General features: G+C 58.4%; 25 protein-coding genes. 14 read left to right on the plus strand and 11 right to left on the minus strand.

What is annotated here, in order from left to right:
* Positions 1-27: 27 nt before the first annotated feature.
* The 4 genes from QMK47_RS22210 to acs all read right to left on the minus strand — a co-directional run bounded on the left by QMK47_RS22210 (position 28) and on the right by acs (position 4,984).
* The gene (locus QMK47_RS22210) at positions 28-726 is read right to left on the minus strand and encodes an ABC transporter permease (RefSeq protein WP_014339810.1); all 699 of its coding nucleotides are present in this window, start codon (positions 724-726) and stop codon (positions 28-30) included.
* Positions 723-1,412 (minus strand): ABC transporter permease, encoded by a 690-nt coding sequence (locus QMK47_RS22215; RefSeq protein ID WP_003204800.1) that lies wholly within the window; start codon positions 1,410-1,412, stop codon positions 723-725. The genes QMK47_RS22210 and QMK47_RS22215 overlap by 4 nt, the downstream gene beginning before the upstream one ends.
* A gap of 90 nt (positions 1,413-1,502) precedes the next feature.
* A complete protein-coding gene (locus QMK47_RS22220) occupies positions 1,503-2,276 on the minus strand; it encodes an ABC transporter substrate-binding protein (RefSeq protein WP_003204802.1) in 774 nt (257 codons plus the stop codon).
* Positions 2,277-3,028: 752 nt separating this feature from the next.
* Positions 3,029-4,984: an acetate--CoA ligase gene (gene acs / locus QMK47_RS22225; protein ID WP_003204805.1), complete on the minus strand. Its 1,956-nt coding sequence runs from the start codon at positions 4,982-4,984 to the stop codon at positions 3,029-3,031.
* Between the two features lie 443 nt (positions 4,985-5,427).
* On the opposite strand from acs, the gene QMK47_RS22230 reads away from it, so the two are divergent.
* The 6 genes from QMK47_RS22230 (at position 5,428) to QMK47_RS22255 (ending at position 9,543) form a co-directional block, all read left to right on the plus strand.
* Positions 5,428-5,691: a DUF2790 domain-containing protein gene (locus tag QMK47_RS22230; RefSeq protein WP_253477339.1), complete on the plus strand. Its 264-nt coding sequence runs from the start codon at positions 5,428-5,430 to the stop codon at positions 5,689-5,691.
* A 29-nt stretch (positions 5,692-5,720) separates the two neighbouring features.
* Positions 5,721-5,936, plus strand: a complete 216-nt coding sequence (locus tag QMK47_RS22235) for a hypothetical protein (RefSeq protein WP_253477341.1) — start codon at positions 5,721-5,723, stop codon at positions 5,934-5,936.
* 491 nt (positions 5,937-6,427) lie between these two features.
* Complete coding sequence (locus tag QMK47_RS22240; RefSeq protein WP_018612669.1) at positions 6,428-7,678, plus strand: ribonucleotide-diphosphate reductase subunit beta; 1,251 nt, start codon at positions 6,428-6,430, stop codon at positions 7,676-7,678.
* A 392-nt stretch (positions 7,679-8,070) separates the two neighbouring features.
* The gene (locus QMK47_RS22245) at positions 8,071-8,580 is read left to right on the plus strand and encodes a Bro-N domain-containing protein (RefSeq protein ID WP_320389332.1); all 510 of its coding nucleotides are present in this window, start codon (positions 8,071-8,073) and stop codon (positions 8,578-8,580) included.
* 293 nt (positions 8,581-8,873) lie between these two features.
* Entirely contained in the window at positions 8,874-9,245 is a 372-nt protein-coding gene (locus tag QMK47_RS22250; protein WP_253477345.1) for a type II toxin-antitoxin system RelE/ParE family toxin, read from the plus strand.
* Positions 9,223-9,543, plus strand: coding sequence for a helix-turn-helix domain-containing protein (locus tag QMK47_RS22255; RefSeq protein ID WP_046062559.1), 321 nt, complete (start codon positions 9,223-9,225; stop codon positions 9,541-9,543). The genes QMK47_RS22250 and QMK47_RS22255 overlap by 23 nt, the downstream gene beginning before the upstream one ends.
* Positions 9,544-9,711: 168 nt before the next feature.
* Here QMK47_RS22255 and QMK47_RS22260 read toward each other — a convergent pair whose 3' ends face one another.
* Positions 9,712-10,080 (minus strand): helix-turn-helix transcriptional regulator, encoded by a 369-nt coding sequence (locus QMK47_RS22260; protein WP_320389333.1) that lies wholly within the window; start codon positions 10,078-10,080, stop codon positions 9,712-9,714.
* Between the two features lie 317 nt (positions 10,081-10,397).
* On the opposite strand from QMK47_RS22260, the gene QMK47_RS22265 reads away from it, so the two are divergent.
* Positions 10,398-11,390: a hypothetical protein gene (locus tag QMK47_RS22265; protein ID WP_320389334.1), complete on the plus strand. Its 993-nt coding sequence runs from the start codon at positions 10,398-10,400 to the stop codon at positions 11,388-11,390.
* Here QMK47_RS22265 and QMK47_RS22270 read toward each other — a convergent pair.
* A complete protein-coding gene (locus QMK47_RS22270) occupies positions 11,387-12,583 on the minus strand; it encodes an RsiV family protein (RefSeq protein WP_320389335.1) in 1,197 nt (398 codons plus the stop codon). The two genes, QMK47_RS22265 and QMK47_RS22270, sit on opposite strands and share 4 nt — an antisense overlap.
* Before the next feature lie 125 nt (positions 12,584-12,708).
* Complete coding sequence (locus tag QMK47_RS22275; RefSeq protein ID WP_253477355.1) at positions 12,709-13,524, minus strand: sulfite exporter TauE/SafE family protein; 816 nt, start codon at positions 13,522-13,524, stop codon at positions 12,709-12,711.
* A 111-nt stretch (positions 13,525-13,635) separates the two neighbouring features.
* On the opposite strand from QMK47_RS22275, the gene QMK47_RS22280 reads away from it, so the two are divergent.
* Positions 13,636-14,412, plus strand: coding sequence for an AraC family transcriptional regulator (locus QMK47_RS22280; RefSeq protein ID WP_253477358.1), 777 nt, complete (start codon positions 13,636-13,638; stop codon positions 14,410-14,412).
* Between the two features lie 82 nt (positions 14,413-14,494).
* Entirely contained in the window at positions 14,495-14,812 is a 318-nt protein-coding gene (locus QMK47_RS22285) for a helix-turn-helix domain-containing protein (RefSeq protein ID WP_003204826.1), read from the plus strand.
* 17 nt (positions 14,813-14,829) lie between these two features.
* On the opposite strand, the gene QMK47_RS22290 is transcribed toward QMK47_RS22285, so the two are convergent.
* On the minus strand, positions 14,830-15,888 hold the full coding sequence (locus QMK47_RS22290; protein WP_320389336.1) for an MBL fold metallo-hydrolase: 1,059 nt from the start codon (positions 15,886-15,888) through the stop codon (positions 14,830-14,832).
* A 189-nt stretch (positions 15,889-16,077) separates the two neighbouring features.
* Here QMK47_RS22290 and QMK47_RS22295 point away from each other — a divergent pair, with 189 nt between their 5' ends.
* Positions 16,078-16,686, plus strand: coding sequence for a TetR/AcrR family transcriptional regulator (locus tag QMK47_RS22295; RefSeq protein WP_320389337.1), 609 nt, complete (start codon positions 16,078-16,080; stop codon positions 16,684-16,686).
* Positions 16,687-16,709: 23 nt separating this feature from the next.
* Here the strand turns inward: QMK47_RS22295 and QMK47_RS22300 are convergent, their stop codons facing one another.
* Together QMK47_RS22300 and QMK47_RS22305 are read right to left on the minus strand one after the other, a co-directional pair.
* Positions 16,710-17,243 carry a DUF1003 domain-containing protein gene (locus QMK47_RS22300; RefSeq protein WP_320389338.1) on the minus strand — a complete coding sequence of 178 codons (534 nt, stop codon included), beginning with the start codon at positions 17,241-17,243 and terminating at the stop codon, positions 16,710-16,712.
* A 93-nt stretch (positions 17,244-17,336) separates the two neighbouring features.
* Positions 17,337-18,284 carry a LysR family transcriptional regulator gene (locus tag QMK47_RS22305; RefSeq protein WP_320389339.1) on the minus strand — a complete coding sequence of 316 codons (948 nt, stop codon included), beginning with the start codon at positions 18,282-18,284 and terminating at the stop codon, positions 17,337-17,339.
* Positions 18,285-18,298: 14 nt separating this feature from the next.
* Between QMK47_RS22305 and QMK47_RS22310 the strand changes: the two genes are divergently transcribed.
* On the plus strand, positions 18,299-19,009 hold the full coding sequence (locus tag QMK47_RS22310; RefSeq protein WP_320389340.1) for a CTP synthase: 711 nt from the start codon (positions 18,299-18,301) through the stop codon (positions 19,007-19,009).
* Positions 19,006-19,320 (plus strand): antibiotic biosynthesis monooxygenase, encoded by a 315-nt coding sequence (locus QMK47_RS22315; RefSeq protein WP_320389341.1) that lies wholly within the window; start codon positions 19,006-19,008, stop codon positions 19,318-19,320. Before QMK47_RS22310 ends, QMK47_RS22315 begins: the two co-directional genes overlap by 4 nt.
* 214 nt (positions 19,321-19,534) lie before the next feature.
* Here the strand turns inward: QMK47_RS22315 and QMK47_RS22320 are convergent, their stop codons facing one another.
* Positions 19,535-19,861, minus strand: coding sequence for a DUF2025 family protein (locus tag QMK47_RS22320; protein WP_135846825.1), 327 nt, complete (start codon positions 19,859-19,861; stop codon positions 19,535-19,537).
* A 245-nt stretch (positions 19,862-20,106) separates the two neighbouring features.
* Between QMK47_RS22320 and QMK47_RS22325 the strand changes: the two genes are divergently transcribed.
* Both QMK47_RS22325 and QMK47_RS22330 read left to right on the plus strand, forming a co-directional pair.
* Positions 20,107-21,234 carry a glycerophosphodiester phosphodiesterase gene (locus QMK47_RS22325; RefSeq protein WP_214509480.1) on the plus strand — a complete coding sequence of 376 codons (1,128 nt, stop codon included), beginning with the start codon at positions 20,107-20,109 and terminating at the stop codon, positions 21,232-21,234.
* Between the two features lie 122 nt (positions 21,235-21,356).
* The gene (locus tag QMK47_RS22330; protein WP_018604552.1) at positions 21,357-21,662 is read left to right on the plus strand and encodes a PepSY domain-containing protein; all 306 of its coding nucleotides are present in this window, start codon (positions 21,357-21,359) and stop codon (positions 21,660-21,662) included.
* Positions 21,663-21,719 lie beyond the last annotated feature (57 nt).

A 21,719-nucleotide genomic window follows, 5' to 3' on the forward strand; every position in this document is an offset into this window, starting at 1 on the left:
TGAGCAGTCGATCGGATCGATGCGTTATCAGTGCTTGCGCGGGGCCAGGTAACCCAGCCAGCGGCGCTCGGCCAGTTTGAACAGGCGCACCAGGATGAAGGTCAGGCACAGGTAGAAAACGCCGGCCGTGATGTAGGCCTCGAACGGCAAGTAGTACTGCGCGTTCACCGTGCGCGCGGCACCGGTGATGTCGATCAGGGTCACGATGGATGCCAGGCTGGTGGTCTGCAACATCATGATCACTTCGTTGCTGTATTGCGGCAGCGCCCGACGCAAGGCCGATGGCAGCAGGATCCGGCGATACAGCTTGTAGCGCGACATGCCCATGGCCTTGGCCGCTTCGATCTCACCGTTGGGCGTGGCCCGCAGGCTGCCGGCGATGATTTCGGCGGTGTAGGCGCTGGTGTTGATGGCGAACGCCAGGCACGCACAGAAGGTCGCACTGGACAGCCACGGCCAGAGGAAGCTTTCGCGAACGATCGCGAACTGCGCCAGCCCGTAGTAGATCAGGAACAGCTGGACCAGCATCGGCGTGCCGCGGATCACGTAGGTGTAGAGCCAGGCCGTCATGTTGACCGCCGGCTGCTTGGACACCCGCATCAGCCCCAGGGGCAACGCCGCCAGCAGGCCGAAGAACAGCGACAGGGCCAGCAACTTCAGGGTGGTCAACAAGCCACTGAAATACAGCGGCAAGGCTTCATAGATGACGTTGTAGTCGAAGATCATAGATCAGCCGCCCTTACGCCTACCGAGTAGCGCTTCTCAAGGTGACGCAATGCCAGTAACGAGACACTGGTGATCACCAGGTACATCGCCGCCACTGCGAGGAAGAAGGTGAAAGGCTCGCGCGTGGCATCTGCCGCCTGCTTGGCCTTGAACATCATGTCTTGCAGGCCCACCACCGAAATCAGCGCGGTGGCCTTGGTCAGCACCAGCCAGTTGTTGGTGAAGCCCGGGATCGCCAGGCGAATCATCTGCGGCACCAGCACCCGGAAAAACACCTGGAACCCGTTCATGCCGTACGCCATGCCCGCCTCGGCCTGACCCTTGGGGATCGCCATGAAGGCACCGCGGAAGGTTTCCGACAGGTAGGCACCGAAGATGAAGCCCAGGGTGCCGATACCGGCCGCCAGCGGGTTCAGGTCGATGTAATCGTCGTAGCCGAGCATCGGCGCCACGCGGTTGAGCAGGTCCTGGCCGCCGTAGAAAATCAGCAGGATCAGCACCAGGTCGGGAATACCGCGAATGACCGTGGCATACAGGTCGCCCAGCCACGCCAGCCAGCGCACCGGAGAGAGGCGCAACGCAACGCCGATCAACCCCAGGACGATGGCCAGGGCCATGGACGACAAGGCGAGCTCAAGCGTCAACCATGCGCCATCGAGGATGACAGCCCCGTAGCCTTTCAACATGATTCAGGTCCTCGAAAGTGGGATGAAAAAATGGCGCAAACCGCAGAGATCCTGTTGCTTGCGCCATTTCGCACGAGTGGCGGGACGTCGTTACTTGCCGTAGATGTCAAAAGCGAAGTATTTGTCCTGGATTTGCTTGTACTTGCCGTTCTCGCGAATGGCCGCGATCGCGCCATTGATCTTGTCCTTCAACGCGTCGCCCTTGCGCACCGCGATGCCGACGCCGTCGCCGAAGTACTTGACGTCGGTAAAGGCCGGGCCGACGAACGCGAAGCCCTTGCCGGCATCGGTCTTGAGGAAGCCGTCATCCAACAGCGTAGCGTCTGCCACGGTGCCGTCGAGACGACCAGCGGACACGTCCAGGTAGATCTCGTTCTGCGAACCGTATGGCTTGATCTCGGCACCCAGCGGGGCCAGGACTTCACGGGCGAAACGCTCGTGGATCGAACCACGCTGCACGCCGATGTTCTTGCCCTTGAGCTCGGCCAGGCCGTCGCTGACCTGGGTACCGGCCTTCATCACCAGACGGGCCGGGGTGTTGTAGTACTTGTTGGTGAAATCAACCGACTTCTTGCGATCTTCGGTGATCGACATGGACGACAGGATCGCGTCGATCTTGCGGACCTTGAGCGCCGGGATCAGGCCGTCGAACTCTTGCTCGACCCACACGCACTTGACCTTCATCTCTTCGCACAGCGCATTGCCGATGTCGTAGTCGAAACCGACGATGCTGCCATCCGGGGCTTTCGAGGCGAACGGAGGGTAAGCCGCTTCGATACCAATCTTCAGGGGCTTCTCATCAGCGAAGGTCGGCAGGGACAGCACGGACAGTGCCAGGGCGCCAAGCAGCACAAGTTTCTTCATCTTGGGACTCCATCGGTAAAGGGCAAAAACGGCAGAGTGAGCAACAGCCCAATATGCGAATGGGTGAAACGAACTTTGGTGCTGCGTCCTAGGAAGCTCACGTTTTATTCAACACGAGCCACGACGAGCGAGTGATCGGCATTCTAACGACAGGCCCGAAGCCGATATTTCTTCAATGCGACAACAAATTACAGAAGCACCGAGAAAGCTGTTCGAGCGCATTGACAGCCCCGCAAATTCATGCAAGAGCAAAAGAAGGGAAACCGATCTATGCTGCAAATAGCGGGCCCATTATTCGCAAACCCTTCTAATCCGGCAAGCACAGCGTGTCGGCTTATTTTTGGAGAGGCCTGCAAGCGCCCTGTATCGGGGCTTGGCGTTTCACATCGCCCCGTTGTGGCGCCTTTTGTTACACATTTCGAAACACCGGTAACGTTCAGACACTTCCTAGTTTAAACGCCGATATTTATTCATTCGCCAAACCTGTGGCGAGGGAGCTTGCTCCCGCTGGGGGTAGGAGCTGCCGAAGGCTGCGATCTTTTGATCTTGATCTTTCGCTTGGGACTCAATTGTCTGGGGCAAGATCGCAGCCTCGTTGCACTCGACAGCTCCTACACAGCTCCTACAGGCGCAGCCGAGCGGGAGCAAGCTCCCTCGCCACAAAGGCACCACACTTCAAGCCCTCCCAGCGCGCCCATAAAAAAGCCCCGCTCGGCACTGCCGGGCGGGGCTTTCGGTTTTACGGGTTACCGTCAGGCGACGTTCATGGTCTTGTGCGTCTCGATCAGATGCGCCACCACACCCGGATCGGCCAGGGTGGAGATATCACCCAACCCGTCGTACTCCGCCGTGGCGATCTTGCGCAGGATGCGGCGCATGATCTTGCCGGAGCGGGTTTTTGGCAGCCCCGGCGCCCACTGGATCACATCCGGCGAAGCAATCGGACCGATCTCCTTGCGCACCCAGTTCTTCAGTTCCAGGCGCAGGGCCTCGCTGGTTTCTTCGCCGGCATTGAGGGTGACATAGACATAGATGCCCTGCCCCTTGATGTCGTGCGGCACACCGACCACCGCCGCTTCGGCGACTTTCGGGTGGGCGACCATGGCGCTCTCGATCTCGGCCGTGCCCATGCGGTGGCCGGACACGTTGAGCACGTCATCCACCCGACCGGTGATCCAGTAGTAACCATCCTCGTCACGACGAGCGCCGTCGCCGGTGAAGTACATGCCGCTGAAAGTCTTGAAGTAAGTGTCGACAAAACGGTCATGGTCGCCGTACAGCGTACGCGCCTGGCCTGGCCACGAATCGAGGATCACCAGGTTGCCTTCGGCGGCGCCTTCGATCAGGTTGCCGAGGTTGTCCACCAACGCCGGCACCACACCGAAGAACGGACGCGTGGCCGAACCTGGCTTCAATGCCGTAGCGCCTGGCAGCGGGCTGATCAGCACGCCACCGGTTTCGGTCTGCCACCAGGTGTCGACGATCGGGCAGCGTTCCTTGCCGACATTCTTGTAGTACCAGTCCCAGGCCTCCGGGTTGATCGGCTCACCCACCGAGCCCAACAGGCGCAGGCTGCTGCCATCGGCGCCTTCGACAGCGGCGGTGCCCGAGGCCATCATCGCGCGGATGGCGGTCGGTGCGGTGTAGAGGATGCTGACCTTGTGCTTGTCGATGACCTTGGCCACCCGGGTGATGTCCGGGTAGTTCGGCACGCCTTCGAACAGCAGCGTGGTCGCGCCATTGGCCAGCGGGCCGTAGACGATATAGCTGTGGCCCGTGACCCAACCCACGTCGGCGGTGCACCAGTACACCTCGCCCGGTTTGTAGTCGAACACTCGCTCATGGGTCAGCGCCGCGTACAGCAAGTAGCCGGCCGTGGTGTGCTGCACGCCCTTAGGCTTACCGGTAGAACCGGAGGTGTAGAGGATGAACAGCGCTTCCTCGGCACCCATTTCCTTCGGCGCGCAAACGGTGCCGGCCACTTTCATCAGGTCTTCGTACCAGATGTCGCGGTGCTGGTTCCACTTGATGCCGCCACCGGTGCGCTTGCACACGATGACCTTCTGGATGCTGCTGGTTTCCGGGTTGGTCAACGCATCATCGACGTTGGCCTTGAGCGGGATCTTCTTGCCGGCGCGAACGCCTTCGTCGGCGGTGATCACCACTTTGGATTTGCAGTCGATGATCCGGCCGGCCAGTGCTTCAGGGGAGAAACCGCCGAACACCACCGAGTGAATCGCACCGATCCGGGCACAGGCCAGCATCGCGACCACGGCTTCAGGGATCATCGGCATGTAGATGGTCACCACGTCGCCGCGGTGCACGTCCTGGCCGCGCAGGGCGTTGGCGAACTTGCAGACTTCTTCATGCAGCTCGCGATAGGTGATGTTGCGGCTCTCGGCAGGGTCATCGCCCTCCCAGATAATCGCAATCTGATCGCCGCGCTCGGCCAGATGACGGTCGAGGCAGTTGTAGGAAACGTTCAGGGTACCGTCGGCGAACCACTTGATGTCGACGTGGTGATCGTCGAAGGACGTCTGCTTCACCGTGGTGAAAGGCTTGATCCAATCGAGGCGCTTGGCCTGCTCGCGCCAGAAGCCGTCCGGGTTGACGACCGACTGCTGGTACATGGCCTTGTAGGTCGCCTCGTCAGTCAGCGTATTGGCCGCAACCTCGGGACGAACGGGATACACAGAAGCCGCACTCATCTTTCTTACCTCGGTGAATAGTTGTTTTTGTATGATCCCGTTGTAGCCCGGGGCGGGCCTATAGAACCATTCGACGATGGTAGTAACAAGTCCCTACAAAATGTCGGTACTAACGTGCAAGCCCTGCCTACCGCCATTTTCCTGTGGGAACCGAGCCTGTGGGAGCCGAGCTTGCTCGCGATAGCGCCCGCCCATCCAACATCAGTCCACCAGACAGCCACCGACTCCCAGCCGATTATTACCAGATCAACCAACAGTGTTTATCAAAACCGAGTCTGTTTACCCCCACCCTCACCTTCTAAAATCCACCTCGCCAACCGGCAAACACGATTAACGCAACACAGCCCCCACGAAGGCCGTTAATCCAACTTCCAACACTTGCTCCACACGCAACCCCAAAAAGGTTGCGTGACCCTACTCGACTTCAAAAAGGTGAAATACAGATGAAAGCTTTATGGGTTCTGGTCCTCGGCAGCCTTTGCGCCACCGCGATGGCAGACGAGCTCCCGACCGATGCTGCACAGCAAAAACCGGCCATTGAGGAGTACACCTACTCCACCCACCTGGACATCGCCAAAGTCATCTCCATGAGCGCCATCCCGAACGTCTGCGAAGTGGTCCCGGCGAAGATGGAATACGACGACTCCAAGGGCCAACGCCACATCCTGCGCTACAGCGTCATGGGCAACGGCTGCTCCAACGGCTGATCAACGTCATCGAACCAGGAACAACCACCATGAAAAGCAGATTGATCTTCGCCCTTGCCCTGTCCGTGCTGGCCGCCAATACTTTCGCCGCCGACGGTTTTGATCGCACCGGTTCCGCAGCCGCGATCAAGGGTTACGACCAGGCGGATTGCGCCACGATCGCCAGTGACGATCACGCCACCACTGACCCCACCGCGGTGGCTAGCGACGGCAGCGATCACACCGGTTCAGCCCATACCGATTGATCATTACTGACATTTTCCACGGCCCGGTTTCGATCGGGCCTGGTTGTGTCTAGAACCGCCTAAACCCCTCCGCAAACACAACATGTAGTGCAAACCTTCAAAAAGCGCTCGTTTTTTGATCAAAAAAAACCGCGATACGATCCATGCAAAAAAAATCTTCAGCGGCCAAAGCCTTGTAAACCCTCGCTCCCACGCGGATATCCCACCCGCCGCTCCTTCTGTGAGCTATTTCGCCGCAGCACGTAGGCAAAAAAGTCCTTATAATGCCGCCTTAAACGGGCCTGCAATATTCCCTTACAGGGGATCACGCCAGCCTGGAGCCCACGCAGAGGCCAAATCGCCTCCTCGCGTTCACAGCCGCTCCGGAATGACCCGTACATTTTTCTGTTTATTGCCTGCGTCAGCTGCTGCAACAAACGATTTTTCCAAGATCCACCGCGGCCAGTAGGCCCTCATCGGGCATCTGGCCCTCACGCAGGAGACGACACGTCATGCTGAGCTGGGACGAATTCGACAAAGAAGACAGCGGCGAAGTCGCTGTAAAAGGCGCCAACGCCGGCCACGCTTCTGAAGCCAACATGGACCGCCTCGACAGCGCTGGCGGTGCCGCCGCCCTCGAAGCGCGGGCCGTGACAGCCAGCGACTCGGCCGCGATCATTCGCGCCAAGGCCGCCCTCGACAAACTCGACGTCGCCGAAGGCCTCGCCGAACTCGAAGGCGCCGCCGCCCGTGTCGCCGTCGATGAAAAGCGCATGATCAACTGCCGCGCCGACCTCAACCAGCTCGTGCCGTTCAAATATGACTGGGCCTGGCAGAAGTACCTGGACGGCTGCGCAAACCACTGGATGCCGCAAGAAGTCAACATGACCGCCGACATCGCCCTCTGGAAAGACCCGGAAGGCCTGACCGACGACGAGCGCCGCATCGTGATGCGCAACCTGGGCTTCTTCTCCACCGCCGACTCCCTGGTTGCCAACAACCTGGTCCTGGCCGTGTACCGCCTGATCACCAACCCGGAATGCCGCCAGTACATCCTGCGCCAGGCGTTCGAAGAGGCGATCCACACCCACGCCTACCAGTACTGCATCGAATCGCTGGCCATGGATGAAGGCGAGATCTTCAACATGTACCACGAGATCCCATCGGTCGCGAAAAAAGCCGCCTGGGGCCTGAAATACACCCGTTCGATCTCCGATCCGAAGTTCGAAACCGGCACCCCGGACACCGACAAAGAGCTGCTGCGCAACCTGATCGCTTACTACTGCGTCCTGGAAGGCATCTTCTTCTACTGCGGCTTCACCCAGATCCTCTCCATGGGCCGCCGCAACAAAATGACCGGCGTCGCCGAGCAGTTCCAGTACATCCTGCGCGACGAATCCATGCACCTTAACTTCGGTATCGATGTGATCAACCAGATCAAAATCGAAAACCCACACCTGTGGGATGCCGAGATGAAGGAAGAAGCAACCCAGATGATCCTGCAAGGGACCCAACTGGAGATCGAATACGCCCGCGACACCATGCCTCGCGGCGTGTTGGGCATGAACGCGGCGATGATGGAGGACTACCTCAAGTTCATTGCTAACCGTCGTTTGTCGCAGATTGGTCTTAAGGAAGAATATCCAGGAACGACTAACCCGTTCCCTTGGATGAGCGAGATCATGGACTTGAAGAAAGAGAAGAATTTCTTTGAGACGCGCGTGATTGAGTATCAGACGGGTGGGGCTTTGAGCTGGGATTGATTTGAAAGAAAAATCCTAGGCTCCACGCGTAACTAAAAACCCCGTGAAAACGGGGTTTTTGTGTTTCTACAGGACCATAACTGCGTTTAACTCGGGGACCGGCACACTACCTTTACCCTACGAAAAACTCAGAATCTTTCCGCATTGACGCCGTATCGTCTCGCTACCTATCTTAGTCGCAGGTGCCTAAGAAACGCCCAACGTAGTAGCTAATCGCCGAACATAGAACCGCGTACTGTCTAAGGACATTTGCAATTCTGTGTGGAGAAGATAGCTAGTTGGGATTTTTCTTGCATCCTCTACGTCGGGCTCGCGCCGCTAACCTTCGAACGTAGAGGTCGTTATGCCCACAAAAATTTCACCCCGCTCTCCGTATACCTCGGAGACCCATCATGCCTGATGCTTATATTCCGACCGTTTTCACCCGTCACAACCTCCAACTACATACCCTCTTGGTTGAAAACCAAGCCTGGTTCAGCGCCTCGGATTTGGGGCGGTTGATGAGTAAGCACCTCGATGAGCGCATGACACGCAAGCTTGACCCCGACCAGCGTCGGATGATGCTCGTGCATGTCCACGGTTTGACTGAAGAGCGTCTGATGCTGAGCGAGTCAGGCGTCTATGCATTGCTGGTTTATCACTACTGCCCTGAGTATCGATTGTTGCGTGAGTGGATCACGCATCAGGTGGTGCCAACCCTGCGGGATGAGCGCCACTCGCATAAGGTGGAACGGCCTACGCTGAGCGTGTTGGATTGGCCGAAGATGTCACTCTGCATGCTGCACTGGCAGGATGAGCCGTGGATTCGCTTGCGGGATATGCCGGCGGTGCTGGTGGATGATCCGTTTAGTCAGCATGAATCCTGGTGGCGGAGAGCTTCTCGGATTTTGCGAGGGTTTTGAGAATCAATCAGAGGCCGTCGTCCGTTGTTCGGGCGGCGGTTTTTTGTTGGTGATATGGAATTGGGACTGCTACGCGCCCAGCGGGGGCAAGCTCCCTCGCCACTGGTGTTTGGTGTTGAGGCTCGATTGCTGCTCGCTCGCACAGATTTTGCGATCTGTTGAAACAATATCAGAGCCCCGCTCCCCTCACGGCCGTGTCCCCCGTCCCCATACTAGATGGCGCTATCTGCAAGATTCAGGTTTTTGACACATATACCACTGAGTGGTAGCTTTACACATCAAAGGGAAAGCATATGCCAATGAGGGTATTCAAAACGAAGACCTTTGCTGCTGCAGCAAAGAAGGCAACGATCACAGATGCTGATCTCTGCAAGGCGGTGCAGGAGGTAGTGAACGGACAAGCCGATGATTTGGGCGGAGGCGTCTGGAAAAAACGCCTCAATGAAAATCGTCACCGCTCGATCATCCTTGCCAAGGGTCGTAGCTATTGGGTTTATCAGTTTCTGTTTGCTAAGAAAGACCAAGACAACATCACTGAAAAAGAGCTGGCCGCGTTTAAGAAGCTTGCTGATGCCTATAAAGGTTTGAGCAAGGAGCAAGTCCAGCATCTGCTGGACGGAAAAGAATTTGTGGAGATATGTAATGGCGAAAAAATTCAAAAGTGAGGCTTTCGAGTCGATTCATAGCTCGGCTGAGGCACTGCTAAAAATCGGCGCTATCGACAAGGCCACCATGCGGGAATTCGATGAGACCTGCATTGCTGAGGTGCCTGCTGAGATCCCACCTGCCCAGATCAAGAAAATTCGTCTGCGCAGTCACGTCAGTCAGCCGGTTTTTGCCCGCTACCTGAACACAAGCGCATCGACAGTTAAGCAGTGGGAAGCCGGCGACAAACGTCCAGGAGGGATGGCCCTTAAGCTGCTCAGTATCGTGGAAAAACACGGTATCGAAATACTGGCCTAGCAGGCACGGAGCCGGAGACGAACTGACGACCGAAGGTGTATCACTGGGCAACAATCAAAAACCACTGCAAGACCAGACTGAGCCCCCTGACGGGGGCTTTTTCATGAATGAACCTGCCCACATCCTAGTCAACAGCGCTGTCTTTCCCAGTAGCTCGTAGAGCGGCAACTATACCGAGCTATCTCGCAACTTACGTTTCGGGTTGGCGCCACGAACGGGCACTTCGGAGACCGGCTTTTGTTGCACAAGCGGTGGCGAGTAAAGGTTTGTCGCGGCCTTGGTCAGCCCCAGTCGCAGCCCGAACTTTCTCAGAATAGCTTCGAGGGTGTTGATGGTCGGGTTACCCTTGTCCTTCTCGATCTGGTACAGGGCCTTGGTCGACATCTTGCACATGGCAGCAAAGGTTTCCTGATCCAGGCCGGTCACCTCAAGCCGTAACCGGTGAATAGCGGTTCCCAGGGTCTCGATCCCCGTGACATGCTGCATGACGATGTCGTCAATGATTTCCCTGCGCCGCTCACCGGTGTTCTCTTTCATCGAAGTTTCTTATTCGCTGTTTCCGGCAATATATTGCCGGTTATCTGAAAGGTCGGGTTATAACCGGCATTATGATACCGACTCATACAAGTTTGGGGCCGTAAAACCGGGGCCGCTTCGCAGCCCAGCGGGGATAAATCCCCTCGCCACAGGTTGGTGTCAGGGCGCAGGTGGGTGGCAGGCTTGATGGTTGGGTTGGGTTTGGGAATCGCGAGCAAGCTCGCTCCCACAGGGGGTTTGTGGTGTGTTGAAACTTTGGGTGCAGCCCGCCGCGTCCTTCGGTATTAATACACTTCCTCTCATGGACCCGAGCCCCGATGAAATTCGATACCGCCTACTGCCTCAGCCTCGATGCCAAGCTTTCGATCTATGACGTTCGGGATCTGAATTTCGACGAGACCATGGCCTTCGATTCGGCCAAGGAGCGCTTTCAGTGCCCCAATGATGCCTGTCGGGCGGCGTTTGATGAGGACAATCGGCTGACGACGTTCAACGCCAAGAACGTCAATTACATCCGCACGCCACATTTCAAGAATCAACCGACTACCCAGCATATCGAGGGCTGCCCTTATGTCAGTCCGAAAACGCCGGGGTTGGGTGCGGAGAGTGTTGAGGCACAAACGGATGACGACCGTGAGGAGCATTTTCCGTCGGAGCTGTTGCTGACTCGGCGTCAGTACGTACGCAAGCCGTCCGATCCGTCGAAGGACGTTGAAGCAGCGACTCGGCCTACGTCGCCCACCCTATCGTCCCACGGTGATGACGCTCATTCCGCCCAGGATTCAACACCCGACAAGACCAGTGTCTTCGCCCACCCGGTGGAGTGTTTTGTGTCGAACTTCGCGGACAAGGACCTGCTCAAGCGCAAGCTGTTGAAGATTGGCGAGCACACGGCGCCCTATGGATCGTTCTTCAAGAAGATCGAGTATTTGCAGGACAACAAGGGCTTGATTTACTGGGGCAAGATCAAGGAGATCAAGGATTACACGCAAAGCTTTCGCATCGATTTCGAACCCAAGGTCTGGTTCAAGCAACCGGACGAGGCGAAGAAGAAGCCTTACTCGGTCAACGTTTACCTGAGCAAGAAGCTGATCGATAACTACCGCAAGCGCAAAGCGTTCCTGGAAGAGATCAAGCATGCCGTCGACAGTGACGCGCCGTTGTATTGCTTCTTTTATGGCGTGACGCCGGAGTTGAAACAGGTACCGAGCAAGAAGAACCCCGAACAGACGTTCGGGGTGTTCAGTGCCAATATCGAGAACCTGGATCACTTCGTTATTCGGGAAGCGCCCGGTTTGGCTGAGGGTTAGTCACCAGTCCCGGGCAATTGAAGTTTGACCGCACCGGGGTGTTGTTTTACGACTGCGTACGGCAGCACCGACCAGCCGGGGTCATCACAAACGCGTTGCGCGCGGACGAAGAACGGTCCCAGGTACAAACCTTTTTCAGTGAAGTACCAATTGGAATATCCCCAGACGCCTTCATCGGTGTAGTCGCAGCTGTCTTCATCCGCTGGCTTCAGCATCTCGTCGGGGTACAGCGTGGTGAGTTGCTTGATCAGCCATGGCGCGAATACCTCGCGTTGGTAAGTGTATCGCGCCTGGCTCTCTTCATCGGTCAACGGAGCATCACCCGCGTCGTTGTGGCCGGCGTACAGCGGTGGCTTACCTGTGCCAACCCAGAGCACATCTTCCAGCGACAAACTGTGGCCGGTGTGAGCATCGAGATTGAGCGGCGAATTGCCAAAATCAGGATGCACGCCGCCGCAGTAGTAACTTGTGGAAATGTTCAGGCTGATCACATCGGGCGATAGGAATTTGGGCGCGACGCCTTGGTCGAACTCGGCATTATCCGCGCCCTGCAACAGACAGCCGTGGTAGCTGATGACTTCGGTCCAGAGCCGCCCCAACAATTGCCGATTGACCCGTTGTAGTTCGTCTTTCGAGTAGCCGGACTCGACGCTGAACATGGAAATACCGGATTGTGGCTCCGTCCACCATTGCAAGTCATGGCCCATGAAAGATTCTTTCTTGCCCGGTTTGAGTTTCAAGCCCAGCAGACGGAGATACTCATAAGGGTCACTTTTTCGCAGCTCGGCGATAACGGGGGGAAGATCAGCTCCGGGTGCAGGGAGCGTGGCTTCGGTCAACTGCACGGGCAGAACCTTGCCCTTGAGACTTTTCCATTCACCCTGCCAGCCGTTGGCCGTTTTTTGCAGCGTCAGGGTTGGCAGCGATTGGCCGTCGTCGTAGCGGGTACCGCCCTCGACCAGCGTCAGGGTCTTTCCTTGCAGCGAGCCGCTCAATCCCAAGTCACGATGGTATTTCTCATAGAAATAACGACCGATGACCTCGTCCTCTTGAGCAGTGTTGAGTCCCAGCACAATCGGCATCTTGCCCAAGGTGCCGGTAAAGACGCCACTACCACCATCGGCACTGGCTGTCGAACAGAGCGCGATCAGGCACACGGCGCTGGATGCGAGGAGCAACAGTCCTTTGAACATGGAATCTTCCTGGAAAAAGCGAGCGTCAGCTCACGAAATGAGTGGCGCGAAGTATGACGAATCAGCCTCATAGAATCGATATGCCACCCTCTCCCACAAAATGTTGAGCAATGCCATGCAGCAACTTACTGCACCGATATGCCCAACATCACCACGATCAACAATCCGATATAGACCCCGGCGTGAAAACGATCCGGTATCCCCCCGATCCATGGCGTAGCTAATCGAATCCCCACTAACGAGCCCAGTGTCAAAACCGCAAACGCCTGCAAATCCACATACCCAACAAACCACGGCCCCAAATCAAACTCGGTAAACCCGGCCATGGCCATGTAAGTCAGCGTCCCGGCCACCGCAACCGGCAAACTCAGCGGGTTAGCCATGGACGTCGCGCGCGACATGTTCAGCCCGCAACGACGCAATAACGGCACGGTCATGACGCTGCCACCCACGCCCAGAAAAGTGGCGATGACGCCGATGCTGATTCCGCCTGCCGATACCTCTGCCCTGCCCAATCGCCGTGGGACTACAGCGTCAGACTGGGTCAGAAAACCGCGTCTGAACAAGCAGTCCAGAATGGTCACGCCCAGATAAACGATGAAGGCATAGCGAATGACTTCGCTACTCGCACACATCGCGGCAACGGCTCCGACGATAGCGCCCAGGCCGATGAAGCCACCCAACGGCCACACGTAGTGGCGAATGAGGTTACCGGCGCGGTGATGCTTGGCGGTGGCGATCAGCGCGTTGACGATCATCACGCAGGTCGAGGTGGCCACGGCAATATGCATCGCCGATTGGCCGATAGGGTCGTCAGCGCCGTGGCTGGCGGTGAGCATGCGGTATAGCAAGGGCACCACGACGAATCCGCCGCCGAAGCCGAACAACACGGCGGTGACGCCAGTCATGCAGCCGAAGAGTGCCAACAAGAGGTAGAACATCGCGCAGCATCCGTTAATTGAGAGAGGCCACGATAGAGCGATGGGGCTTGGCCTGCTTCAGCAAGTAAGCCAATAATGTTTGCGTTTACGCCAATCGTTGGATACCGCTCGATGCGCAATGTTTCGATTGACCTGCTGGACGACACGCCACGGCCAGTGGTGGCTATCGGCACGGATTACCCTGACGGTCATCGGTTGCCGCGCCATACCCATCGGCGCGCGCAGTTGCTCTACGGCGCCACCGGAGTCATGCAGGTCAGCACGGCAGACGGCAACTGGGTGGTGCCGCCGCAACGGGCAGTGTGGATCCCGCCCGGGGTTGCCCATGAGGTGCTGATGCTGGGCGTCAGCACGCGAAGTTTGTATATCGAACCGGCTGCGGTAACGGCCATGGACGCCCGTTGCCAGGTCATCAGCGTGTCGCCGCTTATGCGTCAGTTGCTGATGGAAGCCGTGGAGCTTGCGCTGGACTACGACGAGGCTGGACGCGATGGTGCGCTGATCGATCTGCTACTGCACGAGCTGCTGCGCAGCGCCCATCTGCCACTGCACCTTCCACTGCCCCAAGACCCGCGCCTGCTCGGCCTGTGCCAGGCTTTTCTGAAACGCCCGGACGCCCACGTCTCGCCCGTGCAATGGGCGGCGCAATTGCCTATCAGCTTGCGTTCGTTCAATCGCCTGTTCAGCCAGCAAACCGGGTTAAGTTTCAGCCAATGGCGACAACAAGCCTGCGTGATGTCGGCATTGTCCCGGTTGGCCGTCGGCCATTCAGTGACCCGAATCGCCCTGGACCTGGGCTACGACAGCCCCGCGGCATTCTCCACGATGTTTCGTCGCATACTGGGTCACGCCCCGAGCGCCTGGCTGGAGAAGACCGCCGGTCATTGATCAAAAAAATGAGATTGATCGGGATTCAAAACAACTGTACAAAAACACAGTATTTTTTAATCCCACAGCTTTGGAGCCCCCCATGGCCTCTCTCGCAATCAAAACCACCCTGGAACGCATCGCTGTCTATCAATTCACCCCTGCTCACAGTGCACAGGCGCGAGCCATGCTGGGTTGGAGTGTCGAGGAGCTGTCCCGCCAATCCGGCGTCTCGGTCCAGGCCATCCGCCGCTTCGAGGCCGGCGGCGAGTTGCTCGATGTGACTCGCCTGGCACTGGCCTTTCGCCTGGAGGCCGAGGGCCTGGTGTTCTTCCCCGGTTTCGCACCGGGGCGCGGCATGAACATCAAGGGTGCGACACCGGACCCGATGGGGCGCTCCGATTACGCAATGATTGAATAACGCCAATCCTGTGAGTGCTAGGCGATACCGGCCTGGTCCTGGTACGCCGAAGGCTCCACGTCCAGCCACCAGGCGCGGCCACGTTGCGGCTGCGTCAGGGTGAATGCTTCGCCCATTTGCGGCGTGGCAATGTAGACATTGCGCTCCCAGGCCAGGGCCAGGATGCGATCGAAGGGTTCATACCAGGCATGCATCGCCAGGTCGAACGTACCGTTGTGGATCGGCAGCAGCCAACGGCCCTTGAGATCGATATGAGCCTGTAGGGTCTGCTCTGGCTGCATGTGAACGTGGGGCCAATCGACGTCATAGGCGCCGGTTTCCATCAGTGTCAGGTCAAAGGGGCCATATCGCTCGCCGATGCGTTTGAAACCCTCGAAGTAGCCAGTGTCGCCGCTGAAGAAAATTCGCGTAGCGCCGTCGATCATCACCCACGAGGCCCACAAGGTGCTGTTGCTGTCGAACAGGCCGCGCCCGGAAAAGTGCTGGGAGGGCGTGGCAACGAACTCGATACCGTCCACCTCGGTACCTTGCCACCAGTCCAGCTGACGCACCTTGCTGGCGTCGACACCCCATTTGATCAGGATGTCGCCCACACCAAGGGGGGCCAGGAAGTGGCGGGTCTTCGCCGCCAGCTTGAGGATGGCATGATGATCGAGGTGGTCATAATGATTGTGGGAAAGAATCACCGCTTCGATCGGCGGCAACTCTTCCAGGCTGATGGGCGGCTGGTGAAAACGCTTCGGGCCGGCCCATTGCACGGGTGAGGCGCGCTCGGCGAACACCGGGTCTGTCAGCCAGAATTTATCCCGCAGCTTGAGCAATAGGGTGGAATGGCCGAGACGGAATACGCTGTTGTTCGGCGCCGCCAGCAGCGCGGCGCGCGTCAGCGCTTGAACCTCAATGGCGCCCGAAGGCCGAGTGGTGCGCGGCTTGTGGAAGATCATGTTCCAGATGATGCGCAGGGTCGTGCCAAAACCTTCCCGAGGCGTGAAGGCATGATTGCGATACTTGCCCTGTTCATGCCGGGATGCGTCATGGGCGGACGGATTGTCGGTCGAAAGAGAGGGAATGGTCATGGTGCGATAACTCCAAGGGCGTCGGCGCAATTGCGCTTCGCCGTTGTGGGACGCTGGATGGCCGTTGCATGCACGCTCAGCCGCTTGACTCAAAACTACACCACTCGGTGTAGTTTCTAGATTGCATGAATCCCGGGAGCAAGTAAACTGCCGAGTGTAAGTTCTCTCATCTCAACCGACGAATTGCCCATGACCGTACCGCAGCGCCTTACCGAGCGAAAACGCGAAGCCATCCTCCAGGCCGCGATTGCTGAATTCCGTAGCAGCGGTTTCGAGATAACCAGCATGGACAAGATCGCGGCGACTGCCGGCGTATCGAAGCGCACGGTGTATAACCATTTTCCGAGCAAGGAAGAATTGTTTGCCGAAATTCTGAATCGGTTATGGAACAGCATTACCGCAGAGCAGGACATGCCCTACAGCCCGCAAAAGCCGCTACGGGAGCAGCTTCAAACGTTGCTGCAAGCCAAACTGCACTTGCTGGCGGACGAGAACTTCCTCGACCTGGCGCGCATCGCCATCGCCGCAACCATTCATTCCCCCGAGCGGGCCCAAGACATGGTGTCGCGCATGGGCCAGCGTGAAGAAGGCCTGACGGCCTGGATTCGCCAAGCCCAGGCCGATGGCCGCTTGAAACCCGTGGAACCGGCATTTGCCGCCCAGCAAATGCATGGGCTGCTCAAGACGTTCGCCTTCTGGCCGCAGGTTTCGATGGGGCAACCCAGCCTGACCCAGGATGAGCAGGCCCAGGTGATCGAATCGGCCCTCGACATGTTCCTGAGCCGTTACCAGGCTTGATCAAGAAGTCCTGGCGTGAAGGGCTACTGCAGCGATGGGTTGTGCACGACCTTCTGGTGCATTTCAGTGGTCAAGTTGTCGATACGCTCGGTCAATGCCTTGGTCATTTCCGTCAGGCGGGTGTTCTGCTCCAATAACTCCAGCAACTGCGCCGTATTCAGCGCGGCCTGAGCCTGGCGCTCGCTGTTGGCGATGGCCAAGGCTTCACGATGCTGGGCATCGGCTTCCGCCTGGGCTTTGTCCCGAGCGGCCTGGCGGGTTTGCGCCAGCAAAATCAGCGGCGCGGCATAGGCCGATTGCAGGCTGAATGCCAAGTTCAGCAAGATGAATGGGTAAGCATCGAAATGAAAGACCCCCACCAGGTTCAGGCTGACCCATAGCAGCACGATCAAGGTTTGCGCGCCGAGGAACATCGGCGTCCCGAAAAAACGCGCGAACGCCTCCGCTCTCAGCGCAAAGCGGTCATTGCCAAAGGTCGGCGCCAGATGCGCGTGGGGGCGATGAAAACGCAAGTGGTCAACGGGTGCGGCGGGAGTGGGTAGGGAAGATTTCGTCATCGTGATGTTCTCTGCCAGGGGCTGGTGCTCGAGGCACTATAACCGTTGGGGGGCCGTCATCCATTGAGTCATGCACACCCTACTCGTTAAAAGTCAGCGCCAGCGCAGATTGCGCCCCAGCTCATCGAACAAGCTCACCACCGAGCGCAAGGCCCGGCAGTCGGGGCGAGTCAGGAGCCACAGGGCTGTGTCATACCCCTCCAGCGGTTCGCCAAGGGGTATCAGGCCCAGGTGTTCATCGATCAGAAAGTCCGGCAGCGCCGCCACACCCAAGCCGGCTCGCACCAGTTCGGTGACCGAGAGCATGCTGTTGCAGCGATAGGCGGGCACCACGCCGGGGAGATGCTGGCGGCGCCAGGCTACGGTGGGGTGATCCGGGAGGAAATCGTCCGGTGCGATCCAGGTCATGGAAGCCAGGTCATTCGCATCCGCCGAGCGCAGATACGTGGCACTGGCACATACCCGGTAAGCCACGTTGCCCAGGTTTCGACCAACCAGGTGTTCCGGCGGCGTACGGGTCAGGCGTAACGCAATGTCGGCATCGCGGCGGCTCAGGTTGGCGAAGTCGTTCGAGGTGCTCAGCTCAAGGGTCAACGCCGGGTAAGCGGGCATGAAGCGCGCCAGCGCAGGCAGCAGCAACGCTTGCAGGACTGAGTCGCTGCACGTCAGGCGTACCGTCCCGCTGATGACCGCGCCGCCCTGCTCCACCCCCACCCGCGCCGCCTCCAAGGCCTGTTCGGCGCGCTCGGCTTGCTCGGCCAGCGCCTGGGCCAGGCTTGTGGGCAAGTACCCGGAACGGCTTTTTTCGAACAAGGGCTGGCCCAGGGCCGCCTCCAGCCGACGTACCGAACGGAACACCGTGGACACGTCCACCTGCAGCAATCGAGCGGCCCGGGCCAGTGAGCCGCCACGGACCAGTGCGAGGATCAGGGACAGGTCGGGATAGTCCAGACGATAGTGCGCTGCTGCATTGATCACTTGGATAAACGCCAATATTGATTGCGTGAACGCCAATCTATAGTGGCGACCAAGAATCAACAAGCGGCGAGTCTCTCATGGCAAAACAGCGTCCTTTACACATCGCCCTGGTCGGCGACCACGACCCACACATCACCGCTCACCGGGCGATTCCCATTGCACTTGAGCTGGCCGGCAGGCAAACCGGCCATGACATTCGCGTCCAATGGCTGGCAACGTCGCTCATCGTCGACAACGCAGTGCTGGAGGACTTCGACGGTATCTGGTGCGTACCAGGCAGCCCCTACCAAAACGAAGCCGGCGCCTTGCAGGCGATTCGTTTTGCCCGCGAACAGCGTCGCCCTTTCCTGGGCACCTGCGGTGGTTTTCAACATGCCGTGCTGGAATACGCCCGCAACGTGATGGGTTGGGCCGACGCCGCCCATGGCGAAACCGACCCCGAGGCTGAGCGCGCGCTGCTGACGCCGCTGAGCTGTGCCTTGATCGAAACCATCGACTGCCTTCAGCTCGATTCGGACTCGTTGACTGCCAAGGCTTATGGTCGCCAGAGGGTATTCGAGGGCTACCATTGCCGCTTCGGGGTCAACCCGGACTTTGAAGAAGACTTGCTCAATCAGCGCCTGCACCCCGTGGCCCGGGACTCGGCCGGCAGCCTGCGAGCGGTGGAACTGCAGGACCATCCGTTCTTTGTCGCCACGCTGTTCCAGCCCGAACGTGCCGCACTGGAAGGGCGCGTGCCGCCGCTGGTCAGCGCGTTTGTCGAAGCCTGCGCCAGGACAACGCCATGAGCCCCCACTACTACGCGGTGATATTCACCTCCCTGCGCACCGAAGGGGACCAAGGCTACGCCGAAGCCGCCGAACGCATGCTGGCCTTGGCTCGAGAGCAGCCGGGGTTTCTCGGTGTCGAATCGGCGCGCGGAGACGATGGTTTGGGGATTACCGTGTCCTATTGGCGCGATGAAGCTGCAATCCTGGCCTGGAAGCAGCATCCTGAACACAGCGCGATCCGCGAGCGCGGCCGCTCCACCTGGTATACCCATTGCCATACAAGGGTGTGCAAGGTCGAACGCGACTACGCCTTCCAACACCCAATCTAGTGTCACAGTGTTTACCGTTGATCAATCTGTAGCGTGATAGCTGGGAAGCTTTTGTGGCGAGGGAGCTTGCTCCCGCTTGAGTGCGCAGCGCTCATCGCTTTTTTGGGGGCCGCTGCGCGACCCAGCGGGAGCAAGCTCCCTCGCCACAGGACCGTGCCATTCCAAAAATCCTTGTGGGCCCCCACAGGATCTCTGTTCGATTCAAGATTGAGGCTCAGCCTGTCACCAACTGCCGCACCGCCATGATTTCCGGCAGGTCGCTGCGGGCCATATACACCCGCAAAGGTTCGGAGAGATTGATCCGGTCGTCGATGTGCTGGTCCAGCAATAACTGGATCCGCTCGCGCTTGAGGGCCATGGTGCCGTCCGCCACGGGGGCCCAGACAAATTCGCAGGTGGGGATGATGCCGTCGTCGGCCACGTCCATGCCGAAAGCGTCTTCGCTGAAACGCACGATGTACTGGCCAGTCTTGCGGTTCAAGCCGACAAAACCCTTGAGCTGGTCGGCGGCCTGGCAGATGAATGTCGAAGTGGTGCGCATGGTAAACCTCATGGATGCGTCCCTCAGGACGTCTGATCAATGGTTTACACGCAGGGCAAGCGGACACAGGATTTAAGGTTTCCCTCTGCCGGGGAAACTGATGCGGCAAGGGTACTGCAAAGCGGCCTGGAAATGCGTGGGAAAAATCTTCTTTGCACAGGATTATGTCGGTATGGCGATAGCGCCGACAGCGTTCAATTGTTAAAAGATAGTTTTTTGCATACACCTACGAAAGGATTTCGAGCATGCCTGTCACCTTCACCCGCACCGCCTTGATGCTGAGCCTGTTGCTCGGCTTCGGCCAGACCCAAGCGTCCGAGGCCCCGAGCCCCAAGGCCTTGGCAGCCCTCCAGGGCATTCCGCACCCCGCCGTGATCGCCCACCGCGGCGCCTCGTTCGACGCGCCGGAATCCACCGCTGCCGCCTACAAGCTGGCCCGCGACCTGGGCGCCGACTACCTGGAACTGGATCTGCAACGCAGCAAGGACGGCGTGTTGTTCGTCCTGCATGACGACAGCCTGCTGCGCACCACGGATGTCGCGGTCAAATTCCCCGAGCGCAAGGGCAGCACCGCCAACGAATTCACCATGGCGGAGCTCAAAACCCTCGATGCCGGCAGTTGGTTCAACACCGCTTACCCGGACCGCGCGCGCCCTTCGTTCGCCGGCCTGAAAATCCTGACCCTCGATGAAGTGATCAATATCGCCGAGGGCAACCCGCAGCAAAAACCCGGGCTGTACATCGAAACCAAGGCGCCGAAGCTGTTCCCCGGCATCGAGCGCGACCTGAAGGACAAACTGCAGGACCGCGGTTGGCTGAGCCCGGCCGGGTCGAAACTGGCCAAGCGGGCCACGGGGGTCGGCCAGGGCAAAGGCAAAGTGGTCTTGCAGACCTTTGAAAAGAGCAGCCTCGAACTGCTGCACAAAGAGATGCCGAAGGTGCCGAAGATCCTGCTGTTGTGGGTGGGCGAAGGCAACATCGAGCCAAAATCCAAGGTGCCTTTTGCCGAGTCCGGCGAAACGGACAAGGCCGCCTATTACGCCAAGCAGGAACCCAAGGACAAGGCTGAATTCGAGAAATGGATTCAGTACGCCAAGGCCCAGGGCGCCATTGGTACCGGGCCATCCGCGGCGTTGACCCATGGCGGCAGCCAGAGTTACGCGGACCTGGTGCAGCCGTGGATGAACCAGTACACCCATGACCAGGGTCTGCTGGTGCATGTCTACACTGTTGATGAGCCGGTGGACTTCAAGAAAGTGATGGATGCCGGCGTGGATGGCATTTTCACCAATCGGGCCAGTGAGTTGCTCAAGTACTTCAAGCGTCCCGAAACAGGCAGTGTGGCGCAACTATTGGAGAAGAACGGTTACTGAAACATCAGGACCGGGTCGGTGCAGTCGCTGCAAGTTTTCCGAATTAAGGGTGAATTAAGTTGCCACAGATAATCTGAGCCCACTTAAACGAATCACCCTTTAACGACACCAAGGAAAGACCTATGAAAACTTTGACTGCCCTGTTTACCGCCGCTGCCCTGACCCTGACTGCTGGCCTGGCCCAGGCAGATGTTCGCGTCGATCAGATTCCTCAACTGGTCAAGGAAGGCAAGATCAAGTCCCTTGAATCGATGAACGAAGAAGCCCTGAAGTTGCACCCGGGCGCGACCATCACCGACACCGACCTGGATAACCACTTCAACGGTTATGAATATGAAGTTGAATTGAAAACCGCCGACGGCAAAGAGTTTGATGTTGATTTCGATGCCACGACCGGCAAAGTCTTGAGCAACAAGCAAGACACTTGATCCATCAGAAAAAAAGAGCCGCGCAACCTTAGGGTTGCGCGGCTCTTTTGCGTTTAT

Source organism: Pseudomonas sp. P9_35, assembly GCF_034008205.1.
GTDB classification, from domain to species: Bacteria; Pseudomonadota; Gammaproteobacteria; order Pseudomonadales; family Pseudomonadaceae; genus Aquipseudomonas; species Aquipseudomonas kilonensis.